We start from the raw sequence: 26,148 nt of genomic DNA on the forward strand, positions 1-26,148 counted from the left end.
TCCGTGTCAAACCGCTCTCGCGCCATTGGCGCACAACGGTAAACATGTAATCTCTACGCTCTTTCATAATCATATTATTTGTGGGCGTAAAACTACAGCCGATTAGTTAAGCATAAAAGATGTACTTGGTAGGGCGGATACCGAAAGCGTGATCTGCTCGCAGGAACGCAACCTCAGCAAACAGCAGCTGGCCGCACTGCTGGAGGGAACCTACATCCGCCAGGCCCAACCCGTGCTGATCAGCGGCCCGGCCGGGGCCGGGAAATCACACCTGGCCTGCGCTTTGGGTTACCAGGCCTGTTCACAGGGTTATAAAACCCTTTACATGAACATGAACAAACTCATCGAGAAAATCACCATGGCCAAACTGGAAGGCACCTACCTTAATCTGCTGGCCAAAATGGAACGCATACCGCTGATCATACTGGACGACTTCGGCCTGCAGGTAATGCCGACCGAAGTCAAGCTCGCCCTGCTGCAGATCATGGAAGACCGCTATGAGCGTAAGTCAATCATCGTGGCCAGCCAGATGCCCGTGGGAAGCTACCACGATTACCTGAACGACCCAGCCGTGGCCGATGCATTCCTTGACAGATTGACAGCAAATGCACACCGAGTCGAGCTGAAAGGCGATTCACTCAGGGGAAAAAAATTATAGTTGGCACTATCCGGATATTAGTGCTATTATTGATAATAGAAACCGTTCTTTGATGTCTTCAGGGGGTGGGTCAAATTATAAGAACGGTGGGTCAAATTAATCGGAATAGACAGAGACATTAAGTGAGCAGGTGTTTAGATACATCATGACTCAAAATGATGATGGAGAAGAGGTTAGAATTCTAGAAAGTAAAACTCATTATCCATACTTTTCATTTTATATACAAGATCGGGAAAAGAAAGATGTCCAGGAAGTCTCTACCGAGGAAGAAGAATGCATTAAAGATTCTTTCGAATATTTATACAACCGATTAGAAGAACAAAGTCTGAGGTCCTATTTAAAGAAAAAGTTGGGTGGTGATGATGTAGATCAACTTAGTTATGTAGAAATACTCAAGGCGATAAGAGATCAAATTTTAGGTACAATTTTTATTTCAATTTCGACTCCCGACAAGAGTAATGCCAATATGATATTTGAAATCTTAAATGCCAAAGGGAAAAAATTGTCTCACGTTGATTTGATAAAAAATAAAATCTTTGAGATCGTTGATGAAAAAGGCTCTGCTGACTTTGCAGAAGTAAAATGGGAGAAAATTAAAGAAATACTTATTTCTAGAAGTGAAACAGTTGGTCTAGCGACGTTCTATAGGCATTTTTGGATTTCAACTTATAAAAAATCCTCAGGCACGAAGTTATATGATGATTTTTTAAAAGAAATAAACCCAAAGAAAAGAGATAGATATAAAGAATTTCTATTGGAAATTCAAGAAAACGCTAGGAATTACATTGAAATCCTTAACCCAAGAAGAGAAGACTATGATAATAGAAAGGAATACTTCTGGCTTGTTCAAAGTCTGAATGTGTTGATGAACTATTTTAATATTGTACAAGTTAGAATTGCTTTGCTTGCGTTATTTAAGATAAAAGAGAAAGGATTTGTCTCTTCAAAGAAGTTTAAAGAAACGGTCCAATATTTAGAAAACTTTCATTTTGCCTATAATGCGATTATATCTGGAAGAGCAAGCAGGTTTGAAACTATCTATGCCAAATTTGCCATTAATTTAAGGAAATGTAAGAGCAAATCAGAATCTCATGCCAAAATCGATGAATTGCTCATTAAACCTTTGGATAAACTATTTCCTGATTTTGAACAATTCTCTCGCGGTTTCACTTCCCTGACCTTCACTAAGAAAGACAAACCAAGTAATGTTAAAACAAAGTATGCTGTTCAAAAATTAAGTATGCTAAGTGAGGATGAGGATGTTTTTTCAGATATTGGTAGTATTGAACATATCGTTTCCGAAACGCAGGGGGAAATCACTTTTAATATTGGAAACCTAATTCTATTGGAAAAAAAACTTAATTGTAAGGCGGGTAATTTAAGCTATGCCGAAAAGAAGAATATTTATAAAAGCTCATCATATTCCTCTGTCAAAAAATTCATCCAGGATCATGACTCCTGGGAAATTGAAAATATTGGACATAGAGCAGAAAAGCTCGCAAGAAAATACTATGAAGAAATCCTTGAACGGAAACTAAAAACCGTTTAACATCAGCTGTGTCACCGAGTATAACTATTACAGTAATCTCAGAATAATTATTCGTAAAGGGTAAGAAGAATTGATATTGGAATCCGAATGAAATGTTTGTGGGTGCTCAATTAGTGGATAATAAGAGTAAACCGTCATATAAATATAATGATGGTGATGAGATAAATATTGTCCATCCATATTTTGATAATCCCGACCATTACGAGTGGACAGATAGCGAACTACAAATATTAATTCAGTCAAAGAATGGATCAGCCAAAGGTCAATTTTCTATAGAGTTATTTGGGCTTGCCGAGCCCCTTATGAATGAACTCAGGGCTCAACAGATAAGATTTGAAGAACTAAGGCTCAATATCCGCTTTCTAACGAAGACAAATAAACTTGTGCATAAAGCGATTGATTATAAACTCGTATCGTCATAGAGAACTTCACACAGAGGATTATTTGATGGCATTTTATGTCAACGATGAATAAAATATTGGCGCTGCCCCCTTAATGCACCTACCAATCCTCTCTTATAGCTTTGGATTGAGTGATTACTGCTACGGCCTGGAAATTGAAGGTTGGGAGAAATCATGTTCAAAAGCATTTCTCGAAAGATACTGCATGAATCTCTGTAATAAGTCGTCAGACAACGGCGATTTATAATGGGCTACCCTTTTAATCTTAAACTTAAACACCCTATTATCAAAATCGTAAATATCTTCTCCATTAATTTTGAAACTTTTTAAACATTCTGGGGCATAAATGAACGGTTTTAATGCTCGGATATCCTGATCGTTTGCTCCGACTTTATCTCTAATATTCTTAAAGTGATTCAGCGCTTTTTCATACTTAGCAAACTCTTTATAGATATATGAATATCTTTCAAGCCAGGGGAAATGTATAAGCTCATTCGCTATTTTTTCCACTTTCATGTCCAATATTGCATCGCCCGAAGTTTGGAAAACAGCCAAATCCAATAGGTCTAAAGGCACATTTTTAAATCCAGAAAAGTCCGCATATTTGACCTTGTCAATTAAACCCGGCTTAACAACTTTTTCGATTGCAGGAGAAGCCAGTTTCTTCTTGGCCCCTTCTTTTAAAGGAACCAACAAGGCATTATTATAGTCGTATGATCTTTTTCCGCAATTATCATCGTTAGCTCGTAAAGCAAGATTACACGGTTGAACCAGTAGTATGTATTCTTTATCTTTTATTTTGAAAATATCCCCATTGGAAATAGGTAAGTGCAGATTGTTAACAAAATTTCCTGTTATATAGGTTTCACTTTCTCTAAGGCTATTTGTTTGATTATTGCTTTCCTTATTATTATAACCTGTTTCGATTTTGTCGATATCCCTTATTTTTTTAACCGCAGTATTAAATGTTGCTCGCTTTGTTACGTCTGAAATGTATCTTAGATTCTCTTCTTTAGATAAAATTCCATACAGCCTAAACAACGTACTGACTTCCCAAATACCTTCTTTTAGAGACGATTTTTGTATAATATGATTGAACGTCTTAGGGGATATTTCTTTAATTCTTAGCGTTGCCTTTTCATTTGATTCTTTGAATGTTTTTGTAGACTGCGCTTTTAACTCTTCGACATACGGAAGTAGCAACAAGTTTTTTATTCCTTCGGAAAATGCAGCAATTTTAGGATCAAACGAAAACCTGGATTTTGATATGGTATAAAACTTTTCTTTGTTAATCTGATAAGTTACCGAATATTCGTTTCTCTTGTCATCTTCATCTTCGGCACCGAACTTATGGGAAAATATACCACAAACAACTTTATTTGATAAATCTTCAATCTCTATCAATTCCTTTGCCAACTGGGCACCATTCCGATTTCCCAGTATTTCATCACTATTTTGAAACTCAAAATCAAAAAGGCAAAGTGCCCTTTTGTTATTTTTCAATGCTTTTATAATTGTATATTGATCCTGAACCCACTGGGTTGGAGTCATTAACTTAATTCTATCGCCAAAACATTCTTCTATCTCCAATACAGGAATCACATTGGCGCTTTCTGGATCTCGTAAAAAGAGACAAACTTCAAATAACAAGGCTCTTTTGTTTGGAACTTGATCCCACAATCGTATTATTTCATTTCTAAACTTAGGCTCCGGATGTGACCATTCGATTGATTGGAAATTCTCAGAGAGAATTTTGTCACCGTTATTTTTAATGGCAAGTAGATGACCAATATACTCCTCTTTAAGAGCTTCATCATCGAATTTATCATCGATGTAAACAATATAAGCGATGTTTTCGATATCCAACATTTGGTGAACGGAATTGATTGCCTTTTCTCGTAAAGTGGATATGTCAACTTGTCGGGGGTAAATATCTATAGTCTCCCCATTACTATTTATTGTAATTTTTTCATCCATTACTTACCATAATATTTGAGAGGTTGATAGCAAATATAAACTTCCTTTTATCCTTGTTTTGAACTAGCTCCAAAACTATTGAACACCCCGAAGAGTCGAGTAGTTGGCTAACGATAAATAGACCTAAACCTCGTCCTTCTCCTTTAGATTTTGTAGTGACAAAAGGCTCGAAAATCTGACGTTCTACGGCAGGAGCTATTCCATACCCGTTATCATAAAGATAGACCCATGGGGTTTCAATTTTTACAAAAATTTTAGGGCTAAAACTGCTTTCCTTTTGTTGGCGAACTTGCAACCAATATTCGGAATTAGCAATAAGATTATCGATTACTTGGGTAAACTTACCACGATTAATTTTTATGGAAAAATCATCTACACAATCTATGACGAATTCAACACCCTGTTTTTCGAATCGATTACGATAATACTCTTTTTCCTCTTTGAAGAAACTCGATAGCTTAAAGTTTGACTTTTTCTCCCTATTGTATTTCAAGGCAGGATCTAAATGCCTTAGTTGAACTTTAAGTCCATTAACGGTCGTATTGATGTACTCTATTAATACATAAATGTCTGATTCGGCCAACTTTTTGTTTTGTAGTCTATTGGAATAGAAACTGGCCCTTTCTGATAGCCTGTCCGCAATCGAGGCAAATTCGTGGCTAACCGCTTCAGCTGTTAATCCAAGGCTTGCCAATTCCGAAAAATCTGCAAGCTGCTCTTCTAAAATCTGTATTTTTGGCTCAAGTATATCAATAACTTCATTCAACCTCTCTGCCCTGACAATAACTTTCTCCAGCTTTTGCAAGGTGTTTTGAATATCTTTTAGTTCATTAAGTATATTTTCAACCTGGTCCGCGGTTTTCTTCTCTAAGTCGGTTGAGAACATAGGATTGCTTTTAACCGCGGTAACTATTTTTTCAGAATCTTTAATTGCCTTATCAACGGTGAAAACGGCCTCGCCAAAATCCTGTTTGACTTCCTCCGTTTTGGCTTGAGTTTCTTTTAGTTGGGTAAATGCCTGACTTACGGTTTTTATACCACTCTTTTCTGTCTTATATGTTTTGAGGAAGTCATTGTATGCCCTTCGGATATTTTCTTGATAGCGGTTTATCTCATCTCTAATAAAAAGTGATAACGTGAAAAAATTCCTGGAGTATGGATTTGATATCAAACCTTCTCGGTCGGTTTTATCTTTCAAATTTTGATTCAGACCCTCATCAATAGCAAAGTAACCAATAACATTAGCCGGCCTCAATGGATAATAGGAACCACCCGAAGTTTGAGATTCCCGCAATCGTAACCAGTCATCGCCATCAATACCGAATGGTTTTACAGCAAAACCGTTTCTAAAAAGCTTGATTCCAGTCTGATTTTGGGCAAAATCTTTATAAGCTGAAAATTCGCCAAAAATCTCTTTGATATCTTCGTCATGAAAGCCAGATTTAAAATTAAATTCATCTATCTTTCCATTAAATGGGCCAGGATTTGCACGTTCTCCATCGTAAATTTCTAAATGCCCAATGTCCTTTTGAAAATCAAATGTTCTCTGAAATTCGATAAAAAAGTTGTCCTTGGATCGTCTTATGTTGGGGTATTTTTCTTCTAGAAAAGAGAAGAACTTCCTACCATTATCCGGTTCGAGATATTCTTTAAACTCTTCTGGTTTAATACCTATAAATTTGGCTAATTTAGTTTTCCCTTCAAGAAAAAGAACGGAACCATCAAACTCAAATTCAAATCTGGAAACTGCCAAATCTCTTAATTCGTCGTTGGATTTGTCAAGATCGATTGTTGTCCCGTTTATTTTTATAAAAACCTCAAATGGTCGGTTCTCTTTATAAGGAGATATGATTTGCGAAACCTGCCCTTTGAATTTTTCTAAATTCTGTCCCTTCCAAACTTCTGCATGGTTTAAGTTTGCTAGAACCAAGGTAGTCCCATGTTTTCGTTTAGGTTTGTAGGTCCCACTTTGTATGTGAACCTTGCCTAAAGATACAGCAGTTTCGAAATCTTTCCAATTAAAGCCTATATGAACACCCTCACTATCTTTCTTATTGCTAAAAATTTCACAAATATCCGCTAATCGTTGCGTACTTAGTCTTCCTAAACCTTTATCTCCCAGGGGTGTTCTGCCTTTCGGGGTGGTCTTCTTTTCTTCTTTGAGCTGTCGCTTTTCAGAATATGAAATAATAAGCCAGGAGTTGATGATGGTATTCTCATCCATTCCAAACCCGTCGTCTTCTACAACAATAAATCCTTGGTGGTTGGAATAAAAGAGTGGTTGTTGAAGGTATTCGTCGGAGGTATTTATTTCAATAGAGACATAAGTTGCGTCCGCATCATAAGAGTTTTTGATAAGCTCAAGTAATGCGGTAATTTCATCGGAGACTAATTGCTCTCCAAGTTGCTTAACAATATGTGGGGTTATGTCGAACTGATAATTCATTCCGTCTATTAGTTACTAACACTAAAAGCAATTCGGTTCAAATTGAACAAAAGGGAAAATAATTTAAATTCGATCTATTTGCGGCTTTCTAAAAATCAAAATCTCCTCAGTATTCATTAAAGGTGACAAGCCATTGTTTTTTGCCATTCGTTTATTGTGGATGGTTCGAGCGAGGGAATGAACAAATATACAGCCTTTTGATTCAAGCATTTCCTTTAAATATTGAACATTATTCACGGTCTGCTGGCCAACGCTTCTATTACCCATAGTCCACACCATATAAGAATTTGCTGCGAGTGAATTTACCGCATTAGTCAACACCATGTCCAAGTCATATAAGAAAGAAACAATCTTTTCTTTTTTTACAGGGTCTTGTTTTCTAAAAACTAAATAGTCTTGTCGAAAAGAGGCAGACAGATTGAGTAGATGCCCCAGTCGATTAGAGAAATCTTGTAATTTCCTCTTACCTCCTATTGAGATACGGTCGATTTCAGCTGTAGACTTTAGAAACGCGTCGCTACAACCACTATAAATATCCTCTAAATCGATCCATTGTAATTGCAAGAAAGAATATTGGCCATAAGTAACGGTCGTATGATTATCCCCATAAGGAGGAGAAGACACAAGTAAATTAGCGAATTGTTGTGGTTGCCCTTCAAAAGTAATATCCTTTTTAGAATCGCCCTGCTTGATGTAGATATTACCTAGGTATCCATGACCATTGATACGCCCTTTTTTTCGCAGGAATTCCTTGAATTCCGCGTACCCATCTATACTTATTTCTAATTGCTTTCTAAACTCGCTAACTGCTGACATTACACGAGTTTGAATGTCATGAATTGGTCTTGCATGTAACTTGTAGGTAGATGTCCTGTCGTTAGAACAAACTCGAATTACTTCTGCTAAATTCGCCCAATAGAATTGGCGGATTAAGATATCTTCTTCTTGTCTGATAGCCCGTACTATTCGTGAAAGCTCCAGTTGAGTAGTGTTCTTAAACCACTTGTCGATATTGTAATACTCACATTCGATAGCTTCATCCTTATCTTGCTCAATCAGAGAAAATAAATGTTTGACGTTAGTTCTTAGCTTTTTGAAGTTGACATTGATTAACGAGGTGCGGACTTTAGCTATTAAAATTGCAAGTGGGTTAATATCTTGCCCATAACAATCTATGCCATAATGCATACTTGAAACCAACGAAGTAGCAGAACCCATGAAAGGGTCCAACATAGCATTAATCTGCTGACTACCCGTATATCTAAAAATTACGTCGATGATTTGTCGCTGAACCTCAGGAACCATCATGGCCGGATACTGGAATATACTATGAACAAACTCGTTCTTATTGTAAGAGGGATTGCTCCACACGTTACTATCTCTTTCTTCGATTGCTTCCAGATGCTCCTTGATTTGTTTATCAATTGACGCAAAAGATGTAATGTCTCGTTTGATAACACGAGAATACTTATATATATTTGTCTGACCAGTTATCTTGTTAATCATTGGTTTTTGATTGCTTCTTGTGATATATAAAGCCCCCATCTTAGCAAAGATAAGGATGTTTTAAGCATTTTTTGGTTATTTGGAATTATTTTCTAGTAATAGGTGGCCGATACCTAAATAAGCTTTTAAGTATTTATGCTTGAAACCGATCTGGTAGAACATGGTATCATAATTTTAGTTGCCATTCCTCAAGAATTCTGTTACCCGTTCAGCAGGTTTCAACTGATGGAATTTAATGAACGAAGCGGCCTCAAAATGACGGCGTTTCAGTTTTTCCGCTAAATTGACTTCATCTTTAAAACCAAATCCAACTTCATAAAGAAGGTCGAAGCACCTGTTGGCATCTGGGCTGGAAAAGAACATTTTATTTTGATCACAATTCTTTAGAAATTGTTGCTTGTCAAAAAGGAAATAGGCACAAAGTTCCAATTCATCATAACACATGACGCGAGCCTGTAGCTTTTCTCTTGCTAATAAGAATTCCGTAAATTCCTCTATATATTTTTTCTTTCTTTTTAAAGTAATCAGGAAGGTTTCCAAATCATGTACACCAACTGACCAAGGAAAATTACAATCATCAGCAATATCGAGCAGATAACTGAGGTCGCATTGTATCTGTCCGAAACGTTCCTGCGTTACAACAATAGTAAAAACGTCGTCATAGTCCAATGGATTTATCGTTATTAATTTCTTTTTCCGCTCATCAAAAAGATCAAAGCTTTTTTCGTCAAGAAAATAGTCTTCGACCTCCTTTGCCTGTTGGTAGCCTTTCCCAATTGATTTTTTAAAATCATCACGTATGCGATCATAGGCCTTGTCTTGATTGCGGAGTGGGGTGCGGTACTTATGTGCTTTACATTCTACGACAAAGGCATTCCGTCCATACAAAATGATTAAATCCTTTTCATTGCCATTCAAATAATATGAACTGAAAAAGCAAGCTTTAGAACCGAAAAAGTCACCAAATATCTCGGCTGTTTTATCCTCAAGGTATTGATCGCGACGCTCGGAGACTTTCTTTCCAGGCACCGTAGATTCGTTACATACCTCGTACAGGAATTCATAGATGGCATTGATCAGCTGTTTGGAAAAGACCATGACGATACTTAGACCATCCATTATGATAATAGGAGCCTTCAAATAGCTGCAGGGATCAGTATAATATAGATATTCTGGATTCTCCTTACGTAATAAAGTAAAGTATGCCAGCAATTTTTTTGCTTTCTCCTCGCCTATTACCTGGTAGATATCCGTCATAGGGATCGCCATATCATAAACAGCTTTTTCCCCAATATCGGCAAGGTGTACCTTCTCATCCAACGTCAAATCTTTTAGCTTTTTTCCATGCTTAAGTGACATTAAAGTAGGGTCGTTATTGAAATCATTAGCTAAATAGTCACGACCACGCTCTATTTCAAGATTAGAAATAAGCTTGAAGAAGTCAATATTGGACGACGAAACTAACAAATCACGAAAATACGCTAAATATGTCCCATATTGGGCTTGACTCTTATTTGATGGTTATTTGATTGAGTCAAACAAATAGACTTTAAGCTGCTGTTATTCAGCGTATTTTAATTTGATAAACATTATTGTATTAACGAATCTTAGTCAACGGAGATAACGATTTAGATTAACGAACGTACTATTTTTATTTGATGGTTATTTGATTGGTGGAGATAAACTTGTCAATAAATATTAGGGAAAGCAGCTGCTAACAAGGGAATTGTACTTTAGATGTTATTTGATCGAATAAGAAATCTATTGCTTGAAAACATGTTCTCGATGCCAAGTCAACTTGTCAAATTGAGGAAGGTATTGGGCTAACTTTGGACCATTGATGCGCCTTCCCTGAAGCCTGCGCAGACTATAGTCGTGGCTTTCATCCTCCGTAAAATGTGGCGATACGATAATCCGGTAATCTTCATCCACGCTAAGCAACCCACGGTCAAAGGCTCGGTGCATGTTGGGGCATAGTGCAATGCCATTACCAATTCGATCATCATGGCTAACACTGAACGGCACAATATGGCAAGCATCTACAAAGCTATGGCCGTGCCTGGATACTAAGCGCATGCCCGTAAATGCACAGGAGCTTTGGTAGAGCTGGATGATGTGGCGTTTGAACAGCCCATTGCGTACAAATACTTCTTCTTCGGTATCGATATGAATGGTTTTGTAATGGGCTTCTGGTTCCTGGAGGATGTACGACTCCACATCGTGTAAGTAACCTTCACCACTGTGTTTAGCCGCAAAGAAGTATGCCTTGCGCTCGGGAAAATAAGTATCCAATAAAGCCGTTTGCAGGATAGTACGACTTACTAAATCTTGGATAAGTGCAAAGAGCGCTGCGCGTAATTCGCCATAGTCTAATACGTCAGCAAGTGTATTTACGCTTTTGATGTGGGCGTTGATGGTACAACCGGGCTTGGCCTGCAGGTGCCAAAAAGGTTCACCGCCAACCTTGTCGCTTTGTAGATAATAAAAAGGTTGGGTGAAATCTGCTTGATGCGGTGTAGCAACGAGCAATTGCCAATTTTCCAAAAACAGTCCCACCAGATCGGCATCGGCCTCGAAGCGGTTGTCTAAAACAATACCTTTCTCTACCAACTCCATCAGCGTAAGCACCAATACGGGTTTATGCGGAGCGATTCCATATCGGGTGCCTCCTCGTTTGAGGTGGGTGAGGGCGTAAAGATATGTCTTTAATGCGTCAGCCACAGATTGTAAAGATAACGGAAAGATTGTACCTTTAGCCAAACAAAACACTTTCCATGCTCATCGTGACCTGTGCAATCATCATCCATGAACGCAAAATATTGATTTGCCAGCGTAGTAGCTCCATGAACTTACCGTTGAAGTGGGAGTTTCCGGGTGGAAAAGTGGAGCCGAACGAAGACGATGCTACAACCATTGTACGCGAGATAAAGGAAGAACTGCATTTGGACATCGAGGTAGTAAAACGGCTTGAACCCGTGGAGCATGACTACCCTACTTTCCGGATCAGACTAGTGCCTTTTGTAGCGCATGCGGTAGGCGGCAAGTTACTGCTCGAAGAACATGCAGATGCCAAGTGGGTTACTATGGATGACTTGGATCAATACGACTGGGCGCCCGCGGATATGCCCATTGTTGAACAACTGAAAGCCGATGCCTTATGGAACTAGGGATATACGAACAGCTCATAACCTCCATGCTACGCAACCGCTTAGCGGCATTGGATGAGCAAAAATATTACATCAGCGAAACCGAGATAGATAAGGAAGAGTCCGCACGATTGTTTGCTCAACATCTTTCATGGGCAATACAACGCGCGCTGACCATGATTAAAGCGGACGTAGCCAAGCAAATTGAAATCGCTAATCAGATTGTGTTACTCCTCAAAGCAGAGATAGACAAATATGAGCATGAACAGGATTTGATTGATGCCTCGGGCCAGGTGTTGAAAGCGGTATTTGATCGGCTGAATAGCCACTACCCCAACCTAGACTTACGATTGAAGGAAATTATGCCCTACACCCGTCTCACACATAGTGAGCTGTTTACCGGAGGTAATGTAGGGCTATCCTTGGATAGCGAGCTGAAAAAGGAAATTGCTTCGGCCGATCGTGTTGACCTCTTGGTATCGTTCATCAAATGGAAAGCGGTGGTGATTCTACGCGAGGCGTTTCGAGACTTTACCGCGCGGGGCGGGCAGTTGCGGATACTGACCACCACCTACATGGGGGCTACCGATGCGAAGGCGATTAGAGAATTGGCCGGACTGCCGAATACAACGGTAAAAGTATCGTACAATACCGCAAATGAACGCTTACACGCCAAAGCATATCTGTTTTTTCGGAATACGGGTTTTCATACAGGGTATATTGGGTCGTCTAACTTATCACGCTCAGCGCTGACTGATGGGTTGGAATGGAATGTGAAAATAACGACGCGGGAGATTCCCCACGTGATTGATAAGTTTCAAAAAACGTTTGAGACGTACTGGCAAAATGCCGAGTTTGAAAGGTATGATCCCGAGCGGTCGTATGAGCGGTTAGCACGTGCATTAAAACAAAATACCGGCGCCAAAGATGGAAGTGATGTGATTAGCTTTTTTGACATCAAGCCTTATCATTACCAACAGGAGGTACTGGAAAAACTGGATGTAGAGCGCTCGCGCCATGGGCGGTTTCGGAACTTGGTGGTGGCTGCTACGGGAACCGGCAAAACAATCATCTCGGCGTTTGATTTTAAACGGTATCGGCAGGTACTTCCGAATGCAACGTTCTTATTTATCGTGCATCGAAAGGAAATTTTGGTGCATGCACGGAATACGTTTCGCAACATTCTCCGTGATCAAAATTTTGGGGAGCTGTGGGTTGATGGCGAGGAGCCGACAGATAGGCGGCACGTATTTGCTTCCGTACAAACGTTGAACAGTCGGCTACCACACGAAGATATTGCGCCCACTTATTATGATTATATCGTGTTTGATGAAGTACACCACGTCGAGGCGTCGAGCTACCAGCGCGTGATTTATTTCTTTAAGCCTAAAATATTGCTCGGACTGACCGCTACCCCTGAACGGATGGATGGGCAATCGATACTTCCTAACTTTTGTAACCACATTGCTGCGGAAATCCGGCTGCCGGAAGCATTGAATAACAAATTGCTTACGCCGTTTCACTACTTTGCAATAGCAGACCAGGTAAATTTGACTAACGTGCGCTGGGAAAAGGGTCGCTATGCCACGCAGGAGCTAACTACGTTATATATCAAGAATCGGGCGCGCTTGGGAGCGATTATCGCTAGCTTGGAGCAATACACGAGGGATATGCATGACGTGATTGCATTGGGCTTTTGTGTGAGCAAGGACCATGCGGTATTTATGTGTGATTCGTTTAACGAGGCTGGCTTGAAAGCTGCCTATCTGACCAGCGATTCTTCGCGCGAGGTGCGCGGCGATATCCAACGAAAGCTACGTACGAAAGAGATTAACTACCTGTTTATCGTCGATATTTTTAACGAGGGTGTAGATATACCGGAGGTTGACACGGTGTTGTTTCTCCGCCCTACGGAGAGCCTAACAGTGTTTTTGCAGCAGTTGGGGCGTGGCCTTCGCCTGTGTGAGGGAAAAGATGTGTTGACGGTACTTGACTTTGTGGGCAATGCACGACCAGAATATGATTTTGAATCGAAGTTTCGGGCATTGATTGGCAAGACGAACACCACGGTGCAGAAGGAAATTCAAGATGACTTTCCACACTTGCCGCTGGGCTGCGCCATCGTATTGGAGAAAGTAGCCAAGGAAACGATTTTGGCGAACATCAAGCAGGCCACGAATCTCTCAAGGCGTAATCTGTTGGCTAAGATACAGTCGTTTCGCCATCATACAGAATTGCCACTTACCTTGGCAAACTTTCTCTACATGTATAGTATGGATGTTCGTGCGATCTACGCGCGGGACCTATGGTCTCGCCTTTGCGATGAGGCGGGGGTGACATCGGCGTGGGACGATCACAACGGTAAGCTATACCTCGCGATGATCAAAAATAAATGGTCTGGCACGGCATCGCATGCTTATTTTTCGTTTGTATTGGAACTGGCGGAGCGTGGGTTTGCTATGCATGGCCGTGAGTTTTCTGAAAGCGAGCGGAAGATGCTGTTGATGCTGTACTATGATTTTTACTCGGAACATACGAGCGCAGGGTTGCTGGAAAGTATTGCGGCAATCGGTGAGAACAAGCTGTTGGTAGAAGAACTGATCGCTTATTTGCAATACCGCTTGGATGGACTTGACTTCATAGAAATGGCCATTACCACGCTGGATTACAAACAACCGCTGATGTTGCATGCGCGATATACGCGTGATCAGATATTGGCTGCCTTTGGACTGAGTACGTTGGATAAGAAGTCGACGAACCGGGAAGGGGTAGCGGAAAATAAGGCGCTAAATACAGAACTGCTGTTTATCGATCTGCAAAAATCGGAAGAGGATTATTCGCCAACGACGTTGTATGACGACTACGCAATTAACGATGTGCTCTTCCACTGGCAATCGCAAAATAAAACACGTGCCGACTCGGGTAAAGGATTGTCGTACATCAACCAGGAGGCGTTGAATAAGAATATCTTGCTCTTCGTGCGGGAAACCAAACGCGACGAATATGGAAATACACCTGGCTATGTTTTCTTGGGTGATGCTCGGTTTGTGAAGCACGAAGGGGAAAAGCCGATGTCTATCACCTGGGAACTCCGCGAGCCTATTCCGAGCTACCTATGGAATGCTTCTGCGAAGATGGCGGTGGGGTAAAAAGGTTACCGTCACTCACAGCAGGCGTCCAAAACTCGACCTTGCCAAGGTAAAGTTCGGTTTGCCACTCATCGATATGCAATAGAAAATAGCGCTTGGGTGCCCGAGGGTATTTCGGACGGGCCGTGTAAACCACTCGGATATGCACATCGCCTTTCTCGAATTCTTCGATTTTCTTGTTCAAGGGTATACCCAGAATTGACTTGGTAAGCATTCGGTAAATGCCGGGCTTTTCTCCCCTCCCCCTTACCGAAAACTTCGCGCAGAGTTCGCGGATAGAGTTGCCCAAATACGGTCTAAACTTGCTAACAACGAACTGCTCGAATGTTTGCCCCGGAGCGTATTCATCAATGGATTTGACAATGGGTTCGGATTGAAGTGTGCGCATAATCGGTTGTATTTTGAGGACAAAGGTAATGGATCTATTTAGTAAACCCGTGGAATCAAAAAACGTAAAACCCGGATTTACGAAAGTGGATGCGCATTGTCTTTCAAAGAATAAATTCTTATATTTGTTAATATGAGCACATCTACAAAAGATAAGTATACGACAGCGGACGGTTATTCTTACATGACAAAACGGATGGTAGTGTCAAAAGCACAGGCAGCTGGAAAAAAGGCAGCGAAAGCTGCCATGGACACGATGGGTTATGTGGTTACTGTACAAGATGGTTGGGTAGTGCGTAAAAATGAGGACGGCTCCATCGAGCGTATCAAACAGCTGTAGCACAACCAAACCTTAAATGCAACCTAAACAAAAGTCGTTACGTTTGCGGGTATTCGCTGGTCCCAATGGATCCGGTAAAAGCACAATTATTAATGCCATTAGAGATAAAGAAGTAAACGGTTTCCCCCTCGATTTCGGACACTATATAAACGCAGACGACATAGCAAGACATTTGCGGGAAGGTCTGTTTGATTTTTCTGCCTTTGGAGTTAATTTCACCAAAACAGATTTCGATGCTTTTGTAGAAAAATCCGGACTGCTAAACCCTTCGTTCACGAAAAAGGACTTCCGTGCTTCTTATAGTTTATCGGGTACGGTTTTCAAGGCAAAGCTCGTAAGGCGAATTGAACAACTGGCACAGGTGATTGCGAGGTACCTAAGGGAAGCCTTGCTTGAGCGAGAAACACGTTTTTCTTTTGAAACAGTGTTTTCGCATGGGTCTAATCTCGACATCATGCGCCGTGCAGCGGAAAAGGGATACAAAGTTTACTTGTATTTTGTCTCCACCGAATCGGCAGAGATTAACAAATATCGGGTAAAACTCCGAGTAGCCCGGGGTGGTCACGACGTGCCTGACGATAAAATTGAGAGCCGCTACCACCGTTCACTTTCGCTATTGGCAGACGCAGCGGAAATTGCCTATCAAGCGTATTTTTTCGATAACTCTCTTGATGACAAGCCCTTTCGTTTAATCGCCCATTTTAAAGTAGTCGACGGGAAAAAAGTTTGGGATGAACCCGAACTACACTTGCCTAAATGGTTTGAGAAGTATTTTGTGAAGCAAGCAAAGTAATTTTATCGCTATGCTCATCGTTACCTGTGCCATCATCATCCAACACGGCAAGATACTGATCTGCCAACGCAGCAGCACAATGAACTTACCGCTGAAATGGGAGTTCCCCGGCGGCAAAGTGGAACCAGGCGAAGACAATGCGCTGACCATTGTACGCGAAATAAAGGAAGAGCTCCACCTGGATATTGAGGTGGTAAAACGCCTCCAACCAGTGGAGCACGACTATCCAACCTTCCGGATTAGGCTGGTACCCTTTGTGGCCCTTGTGGTGGGAGGCGAGCTGCGGCTTGAAGAACATGCCGACGCCAAGTGGGTAACCGTAGATGACTTGGATCAATACGACTGGGCGCCGGCGGATGTGCCGATTGTGGAACAGGTGAAGGGTGGAGGCGTCCAGAATTCGATTTTGCCGAGATAAAGGTCGGATTGCCTGTTACCGACATGCCATAAGAAATAGCGCTTCGGCGCCCGCGGATATTTCGGATGGGCGGTGTAAACCACTCGGATAGGAACGTCGCCTTTCTCAAATTCCTCGATTTTACTAGTTAACGGTATTCCCAAAATCGCTTTGGTGAGCATCCGGTAAATACCCGGCTTGTCTCCAGTCTCCTTTGCCAAAAACTCCGTGCAGAGCTCGCGGATGGTGCGACCTAGGTACGGCTGAAACTTACTAACGACAAGCTGCTCGAAGGTTTGCCCCGGAGCGTATTCATCAATGTAGTTGACAATTGATGTGTAGCGAGGTCCATGCATAATCGAAGGTTTCGTGCCAGCGAAGGTAGTAGATCTTTTGCTATGGAAGAGAAAAAGTAAATGGACTCATTGTATAGACCAAAAAAACTCGATATTCGTTTCCATGGGAGTTGCAAACGAAATATGGGAATCGTTTATTAAAGCGTACCCACAGGTACAAAGCGGAAAGCTATCAATGGATGAAATCAATACGTTGATGGCGAAGCACATGAAACAGGTGAACGCCGCTCCGTTAGACGATTTCGATGGCGTTAGCCCGGAACAGATGCATATTTTACTGCACGATCCATTTGGGCCGGGTAGCCCGCTGGAATGGATTGCGCCACAAAACGAAGAACACGCAGCATCCGTGCCCCTCCTGGTGCTTTCGGACCTATTGATGGCAGAAATACAGAAAGCGGGTGAGCTGAAATTGACACCAAAGGGAAACCTTCCAATAGCCGTATGTACCCGGCTTGTGGAGCAGAACCTTATTTCCTCTCCGCATTTAAAATACATCAAAAAACTGAACGAAGACAACCTTACATTCATCTGGGTGATCAAAGACCATCTGTTGGTGACTGGATTGGCTAAAAAGAGAAACAACAAGCTCTCACTCACCAAAAATGGCAAACTGTATACCGAAATGCCCAACAGCGAGCGGCTTCATAGTTTATTCTCCTTTATGACCAACCGGTTTAATTGGCAGAACCTGTACGCACTCGAAGATGATGGACAAAACGGCCAACTGGGCTGGGCATTTTCACTGTACCTGTTCTTGAAACATGGTAGCCAGCCACGTAATGCGCTGTTCTATGGCGAAAAATGGATGAAAGCCTTGCAAACGGAATGGTGGAAAGAACGGCACAATCCGGCTTATGACCGCGACATCCGATTAATTGAGTATGCTTATATGATACGCTTTTTCGGAAATTTTGCACAATGGTTCGGGCTGGCCCAAGTGGAGGAAAAAAGAATACCCGAAAAATTCACCACCATACTTGAAGTTAGGAAGACTGGGCTATTGGACAGTTTGATTCGTTCGCGGTAACAACGAAGCATTCCCTCCGTCGCGTATATCATCATCCAACACGGCGAGATACTGATCTGCCAGCGCAGTGGCACGATGAAGGCTACTACCAATCTATAGCTTGAAAACATACTCCCGATGCCAAGTCAACTTGTCAAATTGAGGAAGGTATTGGGCGGACTGTGGACCATTGATTCGCCCGGCGTAAAGTATCCCACCCCAATGGACATGATCTGGATGGTTTTGGCTGAGATCCCTTATTTAGCCGTTTCATTAAACGTGATAATTAACAACACTAGAGTTTTTGGGCATTTGGGAACAACTTTATAATCCAAATTTTAAATTGGTCGAATTCGACCACTTTAGAATGCAAGCAGGATTACGGGTGGTTGTCTTCTTCGGCAACTTGAAAAAATGTGTAACGGCAATTGGCCGACAGGCTGGTGTGCTGCTGCACTACAGGGAGGCCTGTAGTTTCATAGACCGTGGTGCGGTTGCCGCACTTGGGGCATGTGGCGGGTTGATCACCGTATGTATAGCTTATCGCCGGTTCGATATTCTTGAGTTGCATGATATAGCAATGGGTTGTTGAGCTCGTTCGTAAAGTTAGTGAAAAGTTTATCGTTTTAACTAAACGACGTTAGCACGATGCCCATCGTTTCTTGTGTCACTGCCATGCAGCAAGGCAAAAAGACAAAAGGATAAATTCCATCTTAAACCTAAGGGCACCGAAGTTAAAAAACGTAAAACCCAGATTTACGAAAGTGGAGGAAAGTGGGGACAAAGAGCGGTTTTTAAGCATGATTTTGAGCGTAAAGTGGGAGATTGTCTAGAGATTTATGGTTAAAGTGGAATAAAAGTTTGAAATCGTGTGGCTTTTTGGTATAATTCGGTTTCGCCGTACATTTTGCAAAACAAATACCTTGCTAGCCGCCATGAGTAAACGATCGACCAAGCAAACACAAACGAACAACATTTTTCAACGGATTGAAGAAAGTTATATGGTACCCACTTATATGGTGTCGGATTACCTTGGTGAAACTCGACACCTTCAGAAAGACGGGCCTACGAAAGCGGATTTGAAGAAATTAATCGAACAGTTTAGGGCAAATAGGGCAGCATGTGAGGATACCCCGAAGCAGGAGTGCACAAAAGTGGCTGACTGGCTTCCAATAAAAAAGTATCTTTAACCAACTTTTGTTATCGCTATGCTCATCGTTACCTGTGCCATCACATTCAAATAGTTGAACATCATGCTTGAACATTGATTCCTCCACTTTCTATTATATCTGAACGCATATAATTTATTGCGAAAAAAGATTTTTATATGTTTTTACATATAAAATCGTAATTTTGCTTAAATTCGTTGCAAAAGCATATAATCATGATGGTACTCGCAGATTTTGTAAAGCAAAAAAGAAAGGAAGTAAATCTTACACAGGAAGAGTTTGCTGAACGAGCCGGTGTTGCGCTTACGGTAATCAGAAAAATAGAACAGGGTAAGGAAAACCTGAATCTCGAAAAAGTAAACCAAGTACTTAAAATGTTCGGACATACTTTGGCGCCCGTGAATGCAAGAGAGCTATTAACTACAAAGGAGTAAAGATGAGAAAAGCATCTATATACTATAAGGATCATTTGGCAGGAACTCTTACGGAGACTGACGATGGTGAATATATTTTTCAGTATGATGAAGCCTATATCAGAGCCTATCCGACAGAATTTATAACCTTCACCATGCCCGTGAGCGCTAACCCCTATAAGGATAAACGCTTATTCCCGTTTTTTGAGGGACTAATACCGGAAGGCTGGTTGTTGGACATTGCTTCCAAAAATTGGAAAATCAATCCAAACGATCGTATGGGTTTGCTATTAGCGTGCTGCCAAAACTGTATCGGTGCTGTAAGTGTTCAACCTATACCTCAGGAAAATGAGTGACAAAAAGTGTTTATTCTGTTATAAAGAATTACCTAAGAATACGTTGGGTGATTTTCATGAGCAATGTAGCCTGGATTTTTTCGGCATGAAGCAGCCACCGGTGTTCGAACATTCGCTGGCTGAAATGGCTGAATTGGCGAAGAACGTCGTAGAGCGGAGTATAGCTGTTCCCGGAGTACAACCCAAACTTTCCTTATCGTTAGTAAAAAATACGATCCAAGACGGAGAAAAGGGGCGTCTAACCATAGTAGGAGCTTTGGGTGGAAATTATATCTTCAAACCACCTTCCGACCATTTTCCTGAAATGCCGGAAAATGAACACGTCACTATGTGTATTGCCGAAGCTTTCGACATCAACGTTGTTAAGTCCAGTCTCATAAGGTTGAAGTCCGGCGAACTATCCTATATTACAAAAAGAATAGACCGAACGGACGCCGGAGAGAAAATACATATGCTCGATATGTTCCAAATCACAGAGGCATTTGACAAATACAAGGGCTCGATGGAAAAGGTCGGCAGAGCGCTGGACGAGTACTCGGACAATACGTTGCTCGATAAGTTCTATTTCTTAGAATTGGCGGTATTCTGTTTCCTGACTGGGAACAACGATATGCACCTGAAAAATTTTTCCATGATTTTTAAGAACAATAAATGGACACTAGCCCCTGCATACGATCTACTGAACGTTGCGATTATTAATCCAGGAGATACGGAGGAGCTAGCATTGACGTTGGAGGGAAAAAAAAGAAAACTCCATTGGGAGCATTTTCAAAGATTGGGGCTGCTGTTAGGACTAAACGCCAAGCAGATCAATGGTATTGCCAAACGTTTTCAGAAAAGGAAACCGGTTGCTTTGCAATGGATTGATCGTTCATTTTTTTCTGACGAATACAAAGAGAAGTATAAAGATCTGTTGGAAGAAAGATATCAGAAAATTGAAGGGTGAAAATGGTGGCCACCAAGGCTTCCTCCAACAATGTTACAACTGTATTACAACTTTTTGAACCTTCATATTTTGTTGTTATGTTTACTCCTGAGCAGGTGAGGATACGCCTAAGCAGGTGTGCACAAAAGTGGCTGACTGGCTTCCAATAAAAAAGTATCTTTAACCAACTTTTGTTATCGCTATGCTCATCGTTACCTGTGCCATCATCACGCAACACGGCAAGATACTGATCTGCCAGCGCAGCAGCGCCATGCACCTGCTGCTGAAATGGGAGTTTCCGGGTGGCAAGGTGGAGTTGGGAGGGGATAAGCTGATTCCATTTGTAGCGCGTGTAGCCGGCGGCGAGCTCCGGCTCGAAGAACACACGGATGCCCGGTGGATAACGGTAGATGAGCTTGGCCTGTACGACTGGGCGCCAGCGGATTTGCCGATTGCTGAACAGGTGAAAGCAGTGGATATTTGGTGATTTTGCTTAAATTCGTTGCAAAAGCATATAATCATGAGGATATTGGCAGATGGCTAGCGGCGGATCAAAAACCACAAACGTCGGTTGACGGGTGTTAGGCCACTGACACGCCGCAAAAAAATACTGGAAAACCACTATTCCCATAGCTGCCGATATGTACTACCTTTACCTTTGCAAAGCAAACTGAAGCGCATCATGAGCAAACTCCACATATACCTGTTGTTGATCCCGATGATCCTGCTATCTGCCTGCAGTTCCGGCAGCCGGAACGAACAAGCCGCAACCGATGATACGGCCGCTACGGAAGATACCGCGGGCAGTGCCGCGCAAACACCCGCCGGTGAAACGGAGACCCAGCCCGGTAGCGATGAAGATTTCGACATCCAATCCATCGTGGTTTCTACCGCAGACATCGGTGATTTCCCGTTTTTCACTGCGCCGGAGGGCTCGCTTTACATCAACCGGGCGAAACCGCTCGATTTTGATTTTATGGTATTCGTTACACCCGGCAGCATCTACGAAGTGGAAGGGAAAACGTTTCGGGCGCATGTGCATCCCGATCGAAAAAGCGATAAGCAAATCAGTGGTCGCTACCTCATTAAAAGCTACGAGGATGCCATCATGCAGGCAGGCGGGGTAAAAGTATTTGAAGGGAAGCTAACCGGCGACCGCCGGGACAAGTATGCAGAATTGTGCACCTACGCCGGGAGCAACGGCAGTATCGATATTTGGAACCATGAGATTGCCACCTATGTGATACGCCGGGACGATGGCAACATCTATATCGCGCTCGATAAGGGAAATACCAACACCACCTCTATACAGATTGTGCAGGAGGCTCCCTTCGAGCAGACCATCCAACGGGTAACCGCAGACGCGATTGCCGCCGATCTTACCGAAAAAGGGAAATCCATTCTTTATATCAATTTTGACGTGGACAAGTCGACCATAACGACTGAGGGGAAAGCGGTGGTTGACCAGATTGCTGAGGCGTTGCAGAAAAATGCAGCGCTGCGGATCAGCATCGAAGGCCACACGGACAATACAGGCAGTGCTGCACACAACAAAACCTTGTCTAACGATCGGGCGGTTGCCGTAATGGACGCCCTCGTTGGCAAGGGGATCGAAAAATCGCGTTTAGCCGCGAAAGGCTTGGGCGCAGACGCCCCACTGGTAGCCAACGACAGCGAAGAGAACAAAGCAAAAAACAGACGCGTAGAACTCGTACGGATGGATTAGCCCATAGGGTGTTAACAAGAATGGCATGGCGGAAAACTTTTGGTTATTAGGATGAAACTTTCTACTTTTAACCCAGACTCGTAGCACCTAAATATAGACCTTGCCCGGGCTGATTACTATGGCTAAAATAAGGAGAAACCGAAACCACACAGCTTCCAGACTTTTTACGGACCGGGAGGAGTTTCAGCAAACATTCTGGAATGGTGTGCACGCGCACCTAGAAACCCCGATTGAGGAAAGATTACACCGCGTGCTGGTCTTTTACGGCGTGGGCGGGATTGGCAAGACAAGCCTACAGCGCGAACTGACCAAACAGCTCCTGAACGCGCGTAAACCGACGTTGCACGCGCGGATTGATTTTGGAAATCTCGGGGGGATTTCCAAAGCTAAAACGTTGATTACGCTCGCTCATTCGTTTAAGGAAAACCATCAGGTCAGTTTCCCGCATTTTGAGATCAGTTATAGCCTCTATTTTGCCAAGAAAAACCCGGATTTGACGCTTAAGAACCAGGAAATACCCTACCTAAAGGATATTGGGTTTGTAGGGAACCTACTCGCCGCAGTGGATGGGCTAGGTTTTCTGGGCGCATTAAGTGGCGTGGTAGAAAGGGCGTATGGGATGGTTAAACGGTTTAATCTAAACAGCGAGCTCAAAGAGGACCTGAAGCGCTTGGAGAGACTTTCTCCGGATGAAATCGAGGATGAAATGGCTTCTTTCTTTGCGTACGACCTGGAGTATGCATGCGAGCGGGACCAGTCTGTGTCGATAATTTTTGTGGATACGTATGAAGTGCTATGGAACAAGACGTACTGGAACAATGATGTCTATCCGGATAAGTTTATGAGGGATATCGTTGAACTGATGCCTTTTGCCTTGTTTGTGGTATCTAGCAGGGAAAAACTCAAATGGCAGTCGCTAAGTATGCAATGGCAAGGGGTGCTAGACCAGCATCTCTTGGGTAACCTATCGCGGAAAGACGCAAAAGGTTTTCTTAGATCCTGTGGTATACACGACGAAAAAACGCAGGATAGGATTTACATTTCGAGCAACGGGCACCCTTTTCACATGGATCTATGTGTAGACCAGTATCATGAAATGCTTAACAAAGGGATTGCTGTTGAAGCTCATCGTTTTACGGCCGTAAACAGCGAAATACTAGAACGGTTCCTGATGCATCTGGATCATAGAGAGGTGGAAATCCTCAAGCTCATGAGCATTCCCAGATGGTACGATGCGGAATTGTTCGAGGAACTGGCAGCGGCATTTATGGGAAGTAGGATACGCAATCACTTCGAGGGTATCCAGCGCTTCTCTTTTGTGGAAAACGAGGGCAACCGTTTCTTTTTCCACGCATTGATGAGGGAAAACCTATCACATCAAGTTGAAGATGGCAGCTTGTTAAAAGCACACGGCATAATCTTCGAATACTACATGAAGCGGCTGGGGCGATGCGCGTTAGCCAGCCCACATGACTACATTGAAAGCTTGCTTTCTGAATGTTGCTATCACTTTAAAGCATATGCTGGGAGAAGCAAGAACTGGGATTGGCTGGATAGCGAGGAGTTCATTAGGATATTGCAATTGTTGCAGGTCAAAGGTAGCACCAATTTCTTGATATCGCTAATAGCAGATATGCATGCGTGCTGTGATAATGTCCTTAATATCCGGATAAGATATATTTTGATGGACATGTTCCATTTACAAGGCAATTATGAAGATGCGGTGAAGCAGATAGGGGATGCATTGAAGGAAGACCATGCCGACGATGTGAATCTGCAGCTCGAAATCAGGCGACTACACCATCAAATGTTTTACCTGCCGGTTGAAGGCATTATCAAAGAAGCCAAACGATTGGTCGCAAATCTTGATGGGACTCGCTATGCACAGCATTTCCGTGAGTTGCTGTTTATGATTGGAGGTAACTTGGGCATATTGAACGGAAATTTTGATGATAGCCGCAAATGGTTGTTGCAAGCCATACGTCAATCCAAGAAGGCTGAAGATGTGGCGCTGCTTGCGAGGTGCCTTCGGAAATATGTTGACATGCTGAGGAGGACAGGGCATACTAAATTCGCAACCCATGCCTGTAGATTGGGATTGAAGTTGGCCCGGGAAGAGGGATTGAGACGCTACGAAATATACTTGTTGTGTACGGAAGCGGACCTCATGCGGGAAACAGGCAAGCTCAAGGAGGCCCAAGAAACGATTGATTTGGCGTTGAAATATGCCGTTGAGCAGCAAATAACGGGGTGGATGGGACATTGCTATCTAGTGCTGGCAGAACTTGCCATCGATACAAAAAATGATGGCGCAGAGGCGCGTAGATTTTTTGCGGAGGCTATGGGTATATATGAGCAGATTAATCAAGTTTGGGGGGTAATCCAGGCGAGGCTAGGGATGGAACGGGTTGCTTTTATGATGGAGGAACATTTTTTACCGCTCAGGTTAACAGCGATAAGGGACTTGGCGAGTAATTTTGGATACCGGTATGAAACAGCTTATATAAACAACACGTTGTCTAATGGATATTTTGGGATTTATAGGTATGCATTTTTATGAAAACTGACGATAGGATTGAGTTTATTGGCCATGCAGAAATTGCTGAAAGCCTTGTGGGTGAGACAAGACAGTATCTGGCGGGGAACCTCGGTAGGCCTCAGCGGCTGAATGAAATCTTCGACGAGCAATTGGAAATAGGGGTAACTGCGTATGAACAAGAGCAGGCAGAGGCACCTCATTTTCATGAAAGAGCTCATGAGTATCACCTGGTTTTGGAAGGCTGCACGCAGTACCTCGATATGGATACGGGGAAAGAATACATGTTCAGGAAAGGGGATTTCTATGTAATACGGCCAAAAACATCTTATGTGCAGCGATCGAAAAACGGCACAAAAATCTTCTTTATTAAAGCTCCGGCAGGAAATGATAAAGTAACTGTGCCTGCAACTTCCTTCGTGAGTGAGTGGATGAAGAGTACGTTGCCATCTGTTCGCAAAGACTACTATTATGCAACGGATGCACCAATGGCCAACTCCATAAAACCTGCGGTAGCGGTGGCACTGATCCAAGATGGGCGCCTATTGATGCTGCGACGCAGAGATAACGGTAAATGGACGATGCCTGGAGGAACACACGAATTTGGTGAGTCTTTGGCCCAAAGTGCAATCAGGGAGATCAGAGAGGAGACCGGTTTTGAGGTGGCGCTCACCGATATAGTTGGAACGTATTCTGACCCTAATATTCGCATCGCATACAATGATGGAGAAGTGAGACAGGAATTCACGATTGTTTATTTGGGCGAAATTATCAATGGCCAATTATCCATAGACAGCGAATCAACCCAGGCTGAATGGGTTCTCTTGGATAAGCTGGTAGTTGGGGGTTCTAACATCCTGCTTGTCTCTTAAAAGCGGGACCAAAGTTTGAAATCGTGTCGTTTTTTGG

Annotated in this window: 24 protein-coding genes; 16 read left to right on the forward strand and 8 right to left on the reverse strand. The window is 42.5% G+C overall.

What is annotated here, in order from left to right:
- The first annotated feature begins 148 nt into the window (after positions 1–148).
- Both VNQ80_RS07800 and VNQ80_RS07805 read left to right on the forward strand, forming a co-directional pair.
- Entirely contained in the window at positions 149–658 is a 510-nt protein-coding gene (locus tag VNQ80_RS07800) for an ATP-binding protein (protein WP_325637177.1), read from the forward strand.
- 145 nt (positions 659–803) lie between these two features.
- Positions 804–2,207, forward strand: a complete 1,404-nt coding sequence (locus VNQ80_RS07805; protein WP_325637179.1) for a GmrSD restriction endonuclease domain-containing protein — start codon at positions 804–806, stop codon at positions 2,205–2,207.
- A 542-nt stretch (positions 2,208–2,749) separates the two neighbouring features.
- Here VNQ80_RS07805 and VNQ80_RS07810 read toward each other — a convergent pair.
- From VNQ80_RS07810 to VNQ80_RS07830, 5 genes are all read right to left on the reverse strand, one after another.
- Positions 2,750–4,585 (reverse strand): hypothetical protein, encoded by a 1,836-nt coding sequence (locus VNQ80_RS07810; protein ID WP_325637181.1) that lies wholly within the window; start codon positions 4,583–4,585, stop codon positions 2,750–2,752.
- Positions 4,578–7,031: a sensor histidine kinase gene (locus VNQ80_RS07815; RefSeq protein WP_325637183.1), complete on the reverse strand. Its 2,454-nt coding sequence runs from the start codon at positions 7,029–7,031 to the stop codon at positions 4,578–4,580. Before VNQ80_RS07815 ends, VNQ80_RS07810 begins: the two co-directional genes overlap by 8 nt.
- A gap of 63 nt (positions 7,032–7,094) precedes the next feature.
- Entirely contained in the window at positions 7,095–8,537 is a 1,443-nt protein-coding gene (locus VNQ80_RS07820; protein ID WP_325637185.1) for a hypothetical protein, read from the reverse strand.
- A 174-nt stretch (positions 8,538–8,711) separates the two neighbouring features.
- Entirely contained in the window at positions 8,712–10,004 is a 1,293-nt protein-coding gene (locus tag VNQ80_RS07825; RefSeq protein ID WP_325637187.1) for a hypothetical protein, read from the reverse strand.
- 294 nt (positions 10,005–10,298) lie between these two features.
- Positions 10,299–11,258 carry an HNH endonuclease gene (locus VNQ80_RS07830; protein ID WP_325637189.1) on the reverse strand — a complete coding sequence of 320 codons (960 nt, stop codon included), beginning with the start codon at positions 11,256–11,258 and terminating at the stop codon, positions 10,299–10,301.
- A gap of 53 nt (positions 11,259–11,311) precedes the next feature.
- Between VNQ80_RS07830 and VNQ80_RS07835 the strand changes: the two genes are divergently transcribed.
- Both VNQ80_RS07835 and VNQ80_RS07840 read left to right on the forward strand, forming a co-directional pair.
- A complete protein-coding gene (locus VNQ80_RS07835) occupies positions 11,312–11,704 on the forward strand; it encodes a (deoxy)nucleoside triphosphate pyrophosphohydrolase (RefSeq protein ID WP_325637191.1) in 393 nt (130 codons plus the stop codon).
- Positions 11,695–14,832: a DUF3427 domain-containing protein gene (locus VNQ80_RS07840; protein WP_325637193.1), complete on the forward strand. Its 3,138-nt coding sequence runs from the start codon at positions 11,695–11,697 to the stop codon at positions 14,830–14,832. The genes VNQ80_RS07835 and VNQ80_RS07840 overlap by 10 nt, the downstream gene beginning before the upstream one ends.
- On the opposite strand, the gene VNQ80_RS07845 is transcribed toward VNQ80_RS07840, so the two are convergent.
- Positions 14,783–15,220 (reverse strand): hypothetical protein, encoded by a 438-nt coding sequence (locus VNQ80_RS07845; protein ID WP_325637195.1) that lies wholly within the window; start codon positions 15,218–15,220, stop codon positions 14,783–14,785. The two genes, VNQ80_RS07840 and VNQ80_RS07845, sit on opposite strands and share 50 nt — an antisense overlap.
- Before the next feature lie 132 nt (positions 15,221–15,352).
- Here VNQ80_RS07845 and VNQ80_RS07850 point away from each other — a divergent pair, with 132 nt between their 5' ends.
- Genes VNQ80_RS07850 through VNQ80_RS07860 form a run of 3 tightly spaced genes read left to right on the forward strand, consistent with a single transcriptional unit; the run spans position 15,353 to position 16,770 of the window.
- On the forward strand, positions 15,353–15,559 hold the full coding sequence (locus VNQ80_RS07850) for a hypothetical protein (RefSeq protein ID WP_325637197.1): 207 nt from the start codon (positions 15,353–15,355) through the stop codon (positions 15,557–15,559).
- Between the two features lie 16 nt (positions 15,560–15,575).
- The gene (locus VNQ80_RS07855; RefSeq protein ID WP_325637199.1) at positions 15,576–16,352 is read left to right on the forward strand and encodes a hypothetical protein; all 777 of its coding nucleotides are present in this window, start codon (positions 15,576–15,578) and stop codon (positions 16,350–16,352) included.
- Positions 16,353–16,362: 10 nt separating this feature from the next.
- Positions 16,363–16,770 (forward strand): (deoxy)nucleoside triphosphate pyrophosphohydrolase, encoded by a 408-nt coding sequence (locus tag VNQ80_RS07860; RefSeq protein ID WP_325637200.1) that lies wholly within the window; start codon positions 16,363–16,365, stop codon positions 16,768–16,770.
- Here VNQ80_RS07860 and VNQ80_RS07865 read toward each other — a convergent pair.
- Positions 16,686–17,105, reverse strand: a complete 420-nt coding sequence (locus VNQ80_RS07865; protein WP_325637202.1) for a hypothetical protein — start codon at positions 17,103–17,105, stop codon at positions 16,686–16,688. The genes VNQ80_RS07860 and VNQ80_RS07865 overlap by 85 nt on opposite strands.
- 103 nt (positions 17,106–17,208) lie before the next feature.
- Here VNQ80_RS07865 and VNQ80_RS07870 point away from each other — a divergent pair, with 103 nt between their 5' ends.
- On the forward strand, positions 17,209–18,135 hold the full coding sequence (locus VNQ80_RS07870; protein ID WP_325637204.1) for a hypothetical protein: 927 nt from the start codon (positions 17,209–17,211) through the stop codon (positions 18,133–18,135).
- A gap of 358 nt (positions 18,136–18,493) precedes the next feature.
- Here VNQ80_RS07870 and VNQ80_RS07875 read toward each other — a convergent pair whose 3' ends face one another.
- Positions 18,494–18,685: a hypothetical protein gene (locus VNQ80_RS07875; RefSeq protein ID WP_325637206.1), complete on the reverse strand. Its 192-nt coding sequence runs from the start codon at positions 18,683–18,685 to the stop codon at positions 18,494–18,496.
- 364 nt (positions 18,686–19,049) lie between these two features.
- On the opposite strand from VNQ80_RS07875, the gene VNQ80_RS07880 reads away from it, so the two are divergent.
- The 8 genes from VNQ80_RS07880 (at position 19,050) to VNQ80_RS07915 (ending at position 26,111) form a co-directional block, all read left to right on the forward strand.
- Positions 19,050–19,304, forward strand: coding sequence for a hypothetical protein (locus VNQ80_RS07880; protein ID WP_325637208.1), 255 nt, complete (start codon positions 19,050–19,052; stop codon positions 19,302–19,304).
- A 194-nt stretch (positions 19,305–19,498) separates the two neighbouring features.
- Complete coding sequence (locus VNQ80_RS07885) at positions 19,499–19,717, forward strand: type II toxin-antitoxin system Y4mF family antitoxin (protein ID WP_325637210.1); 219 nt, start codon at positions 19,499–19,501, stop codon at positions 19,715–19,717.
- A gap of 2 nt (positions 19,718–19,719) precedes the next feature.
- Positions 19,720–20,052 carry a HipA N-terminal domain-containing protein gene (locus VNQ80_RS07890; protein ID WP_325637212.1) on the forward strand — a complete coding sequence of 111 codons (333 nt, stop codon included), beginning with the start codon at positions 19,720–19,722 and terminating at the stop codon, positions 20,050–20,052.
- Positions 20,045–20,998 (forward strand): HipA domain-containing protein, encoded by a 954-nt coding sequence (locus tag VNQ80_RS07895; protein WP_325637214.1) that lies wholly within the window; start codon positions 20,045–20,047, stop codon positions 20,996–20,998. The genes VNQ80_RS07890 and VNQ80_RS07895 overlap by 8 nt, the downstream gene beginning before the upstream one ends.
- Positions 20,999–21,179: 181 nt before the next feature.
- A complete protein-coding gene (locus tag VNQ80_RS07900; RefSeq protein ID WP_325637216.1) occupies positions 21,180–21,464 on the forward strand; it encodes a hypothetical protein in 285 nt (94 codons plus the stop codon).
- 195 nt (positions 21,465–21,659) lie between these two features.
- The gene (locus VNQ80_RS07905; RefSeq protein ID WP_325637218.1) at positions 21,660–22,703 is read left to right on the forward strand and encodes an OmpA family protein; all 1,044 of its coding nucleotides are present in this window, start codon (positions 21,660–21,662) and stop codon (positions 22,701–22,703) included.
- A 118-nt stretch (positions 22,704–22,821) separates the two neighbouring features.
- Complete coding sequence (locus VNQ80_RS07910) at positions 22,822–25,263, forward strand: hypothetical protein (protein ID WP_325637220.1); 2,442 nt, start codon at positions 22,822–22,824, stop codon at positions 25,261–25,263.
- 53 nt (positions 25,264–25,316) lie between these two features.
- The gene (locus VNQ80_RS07915; RefSeq protein WP_325637222.1) at positions 25,317–26,111 is read left to right on the forward strand and encodes an NUDIX domain-containing protein; all 795 of its coding nucleotides are present in this window, start codon (positions 25,317–25,319) and stop codon (positions 26,109–26,111) included.
- Positions 26,112–26,148 lie beyond the last annotated feature (37 nt).

Source organism: Parapedobacter sp. (genome assembly GCF_035556095.1).
Classification (GTDB): Bacteria; Bacteroidota; Bacteroidia; order Sphingobacteriales; family Sphingobacteriaceae; genus Parapedobacter.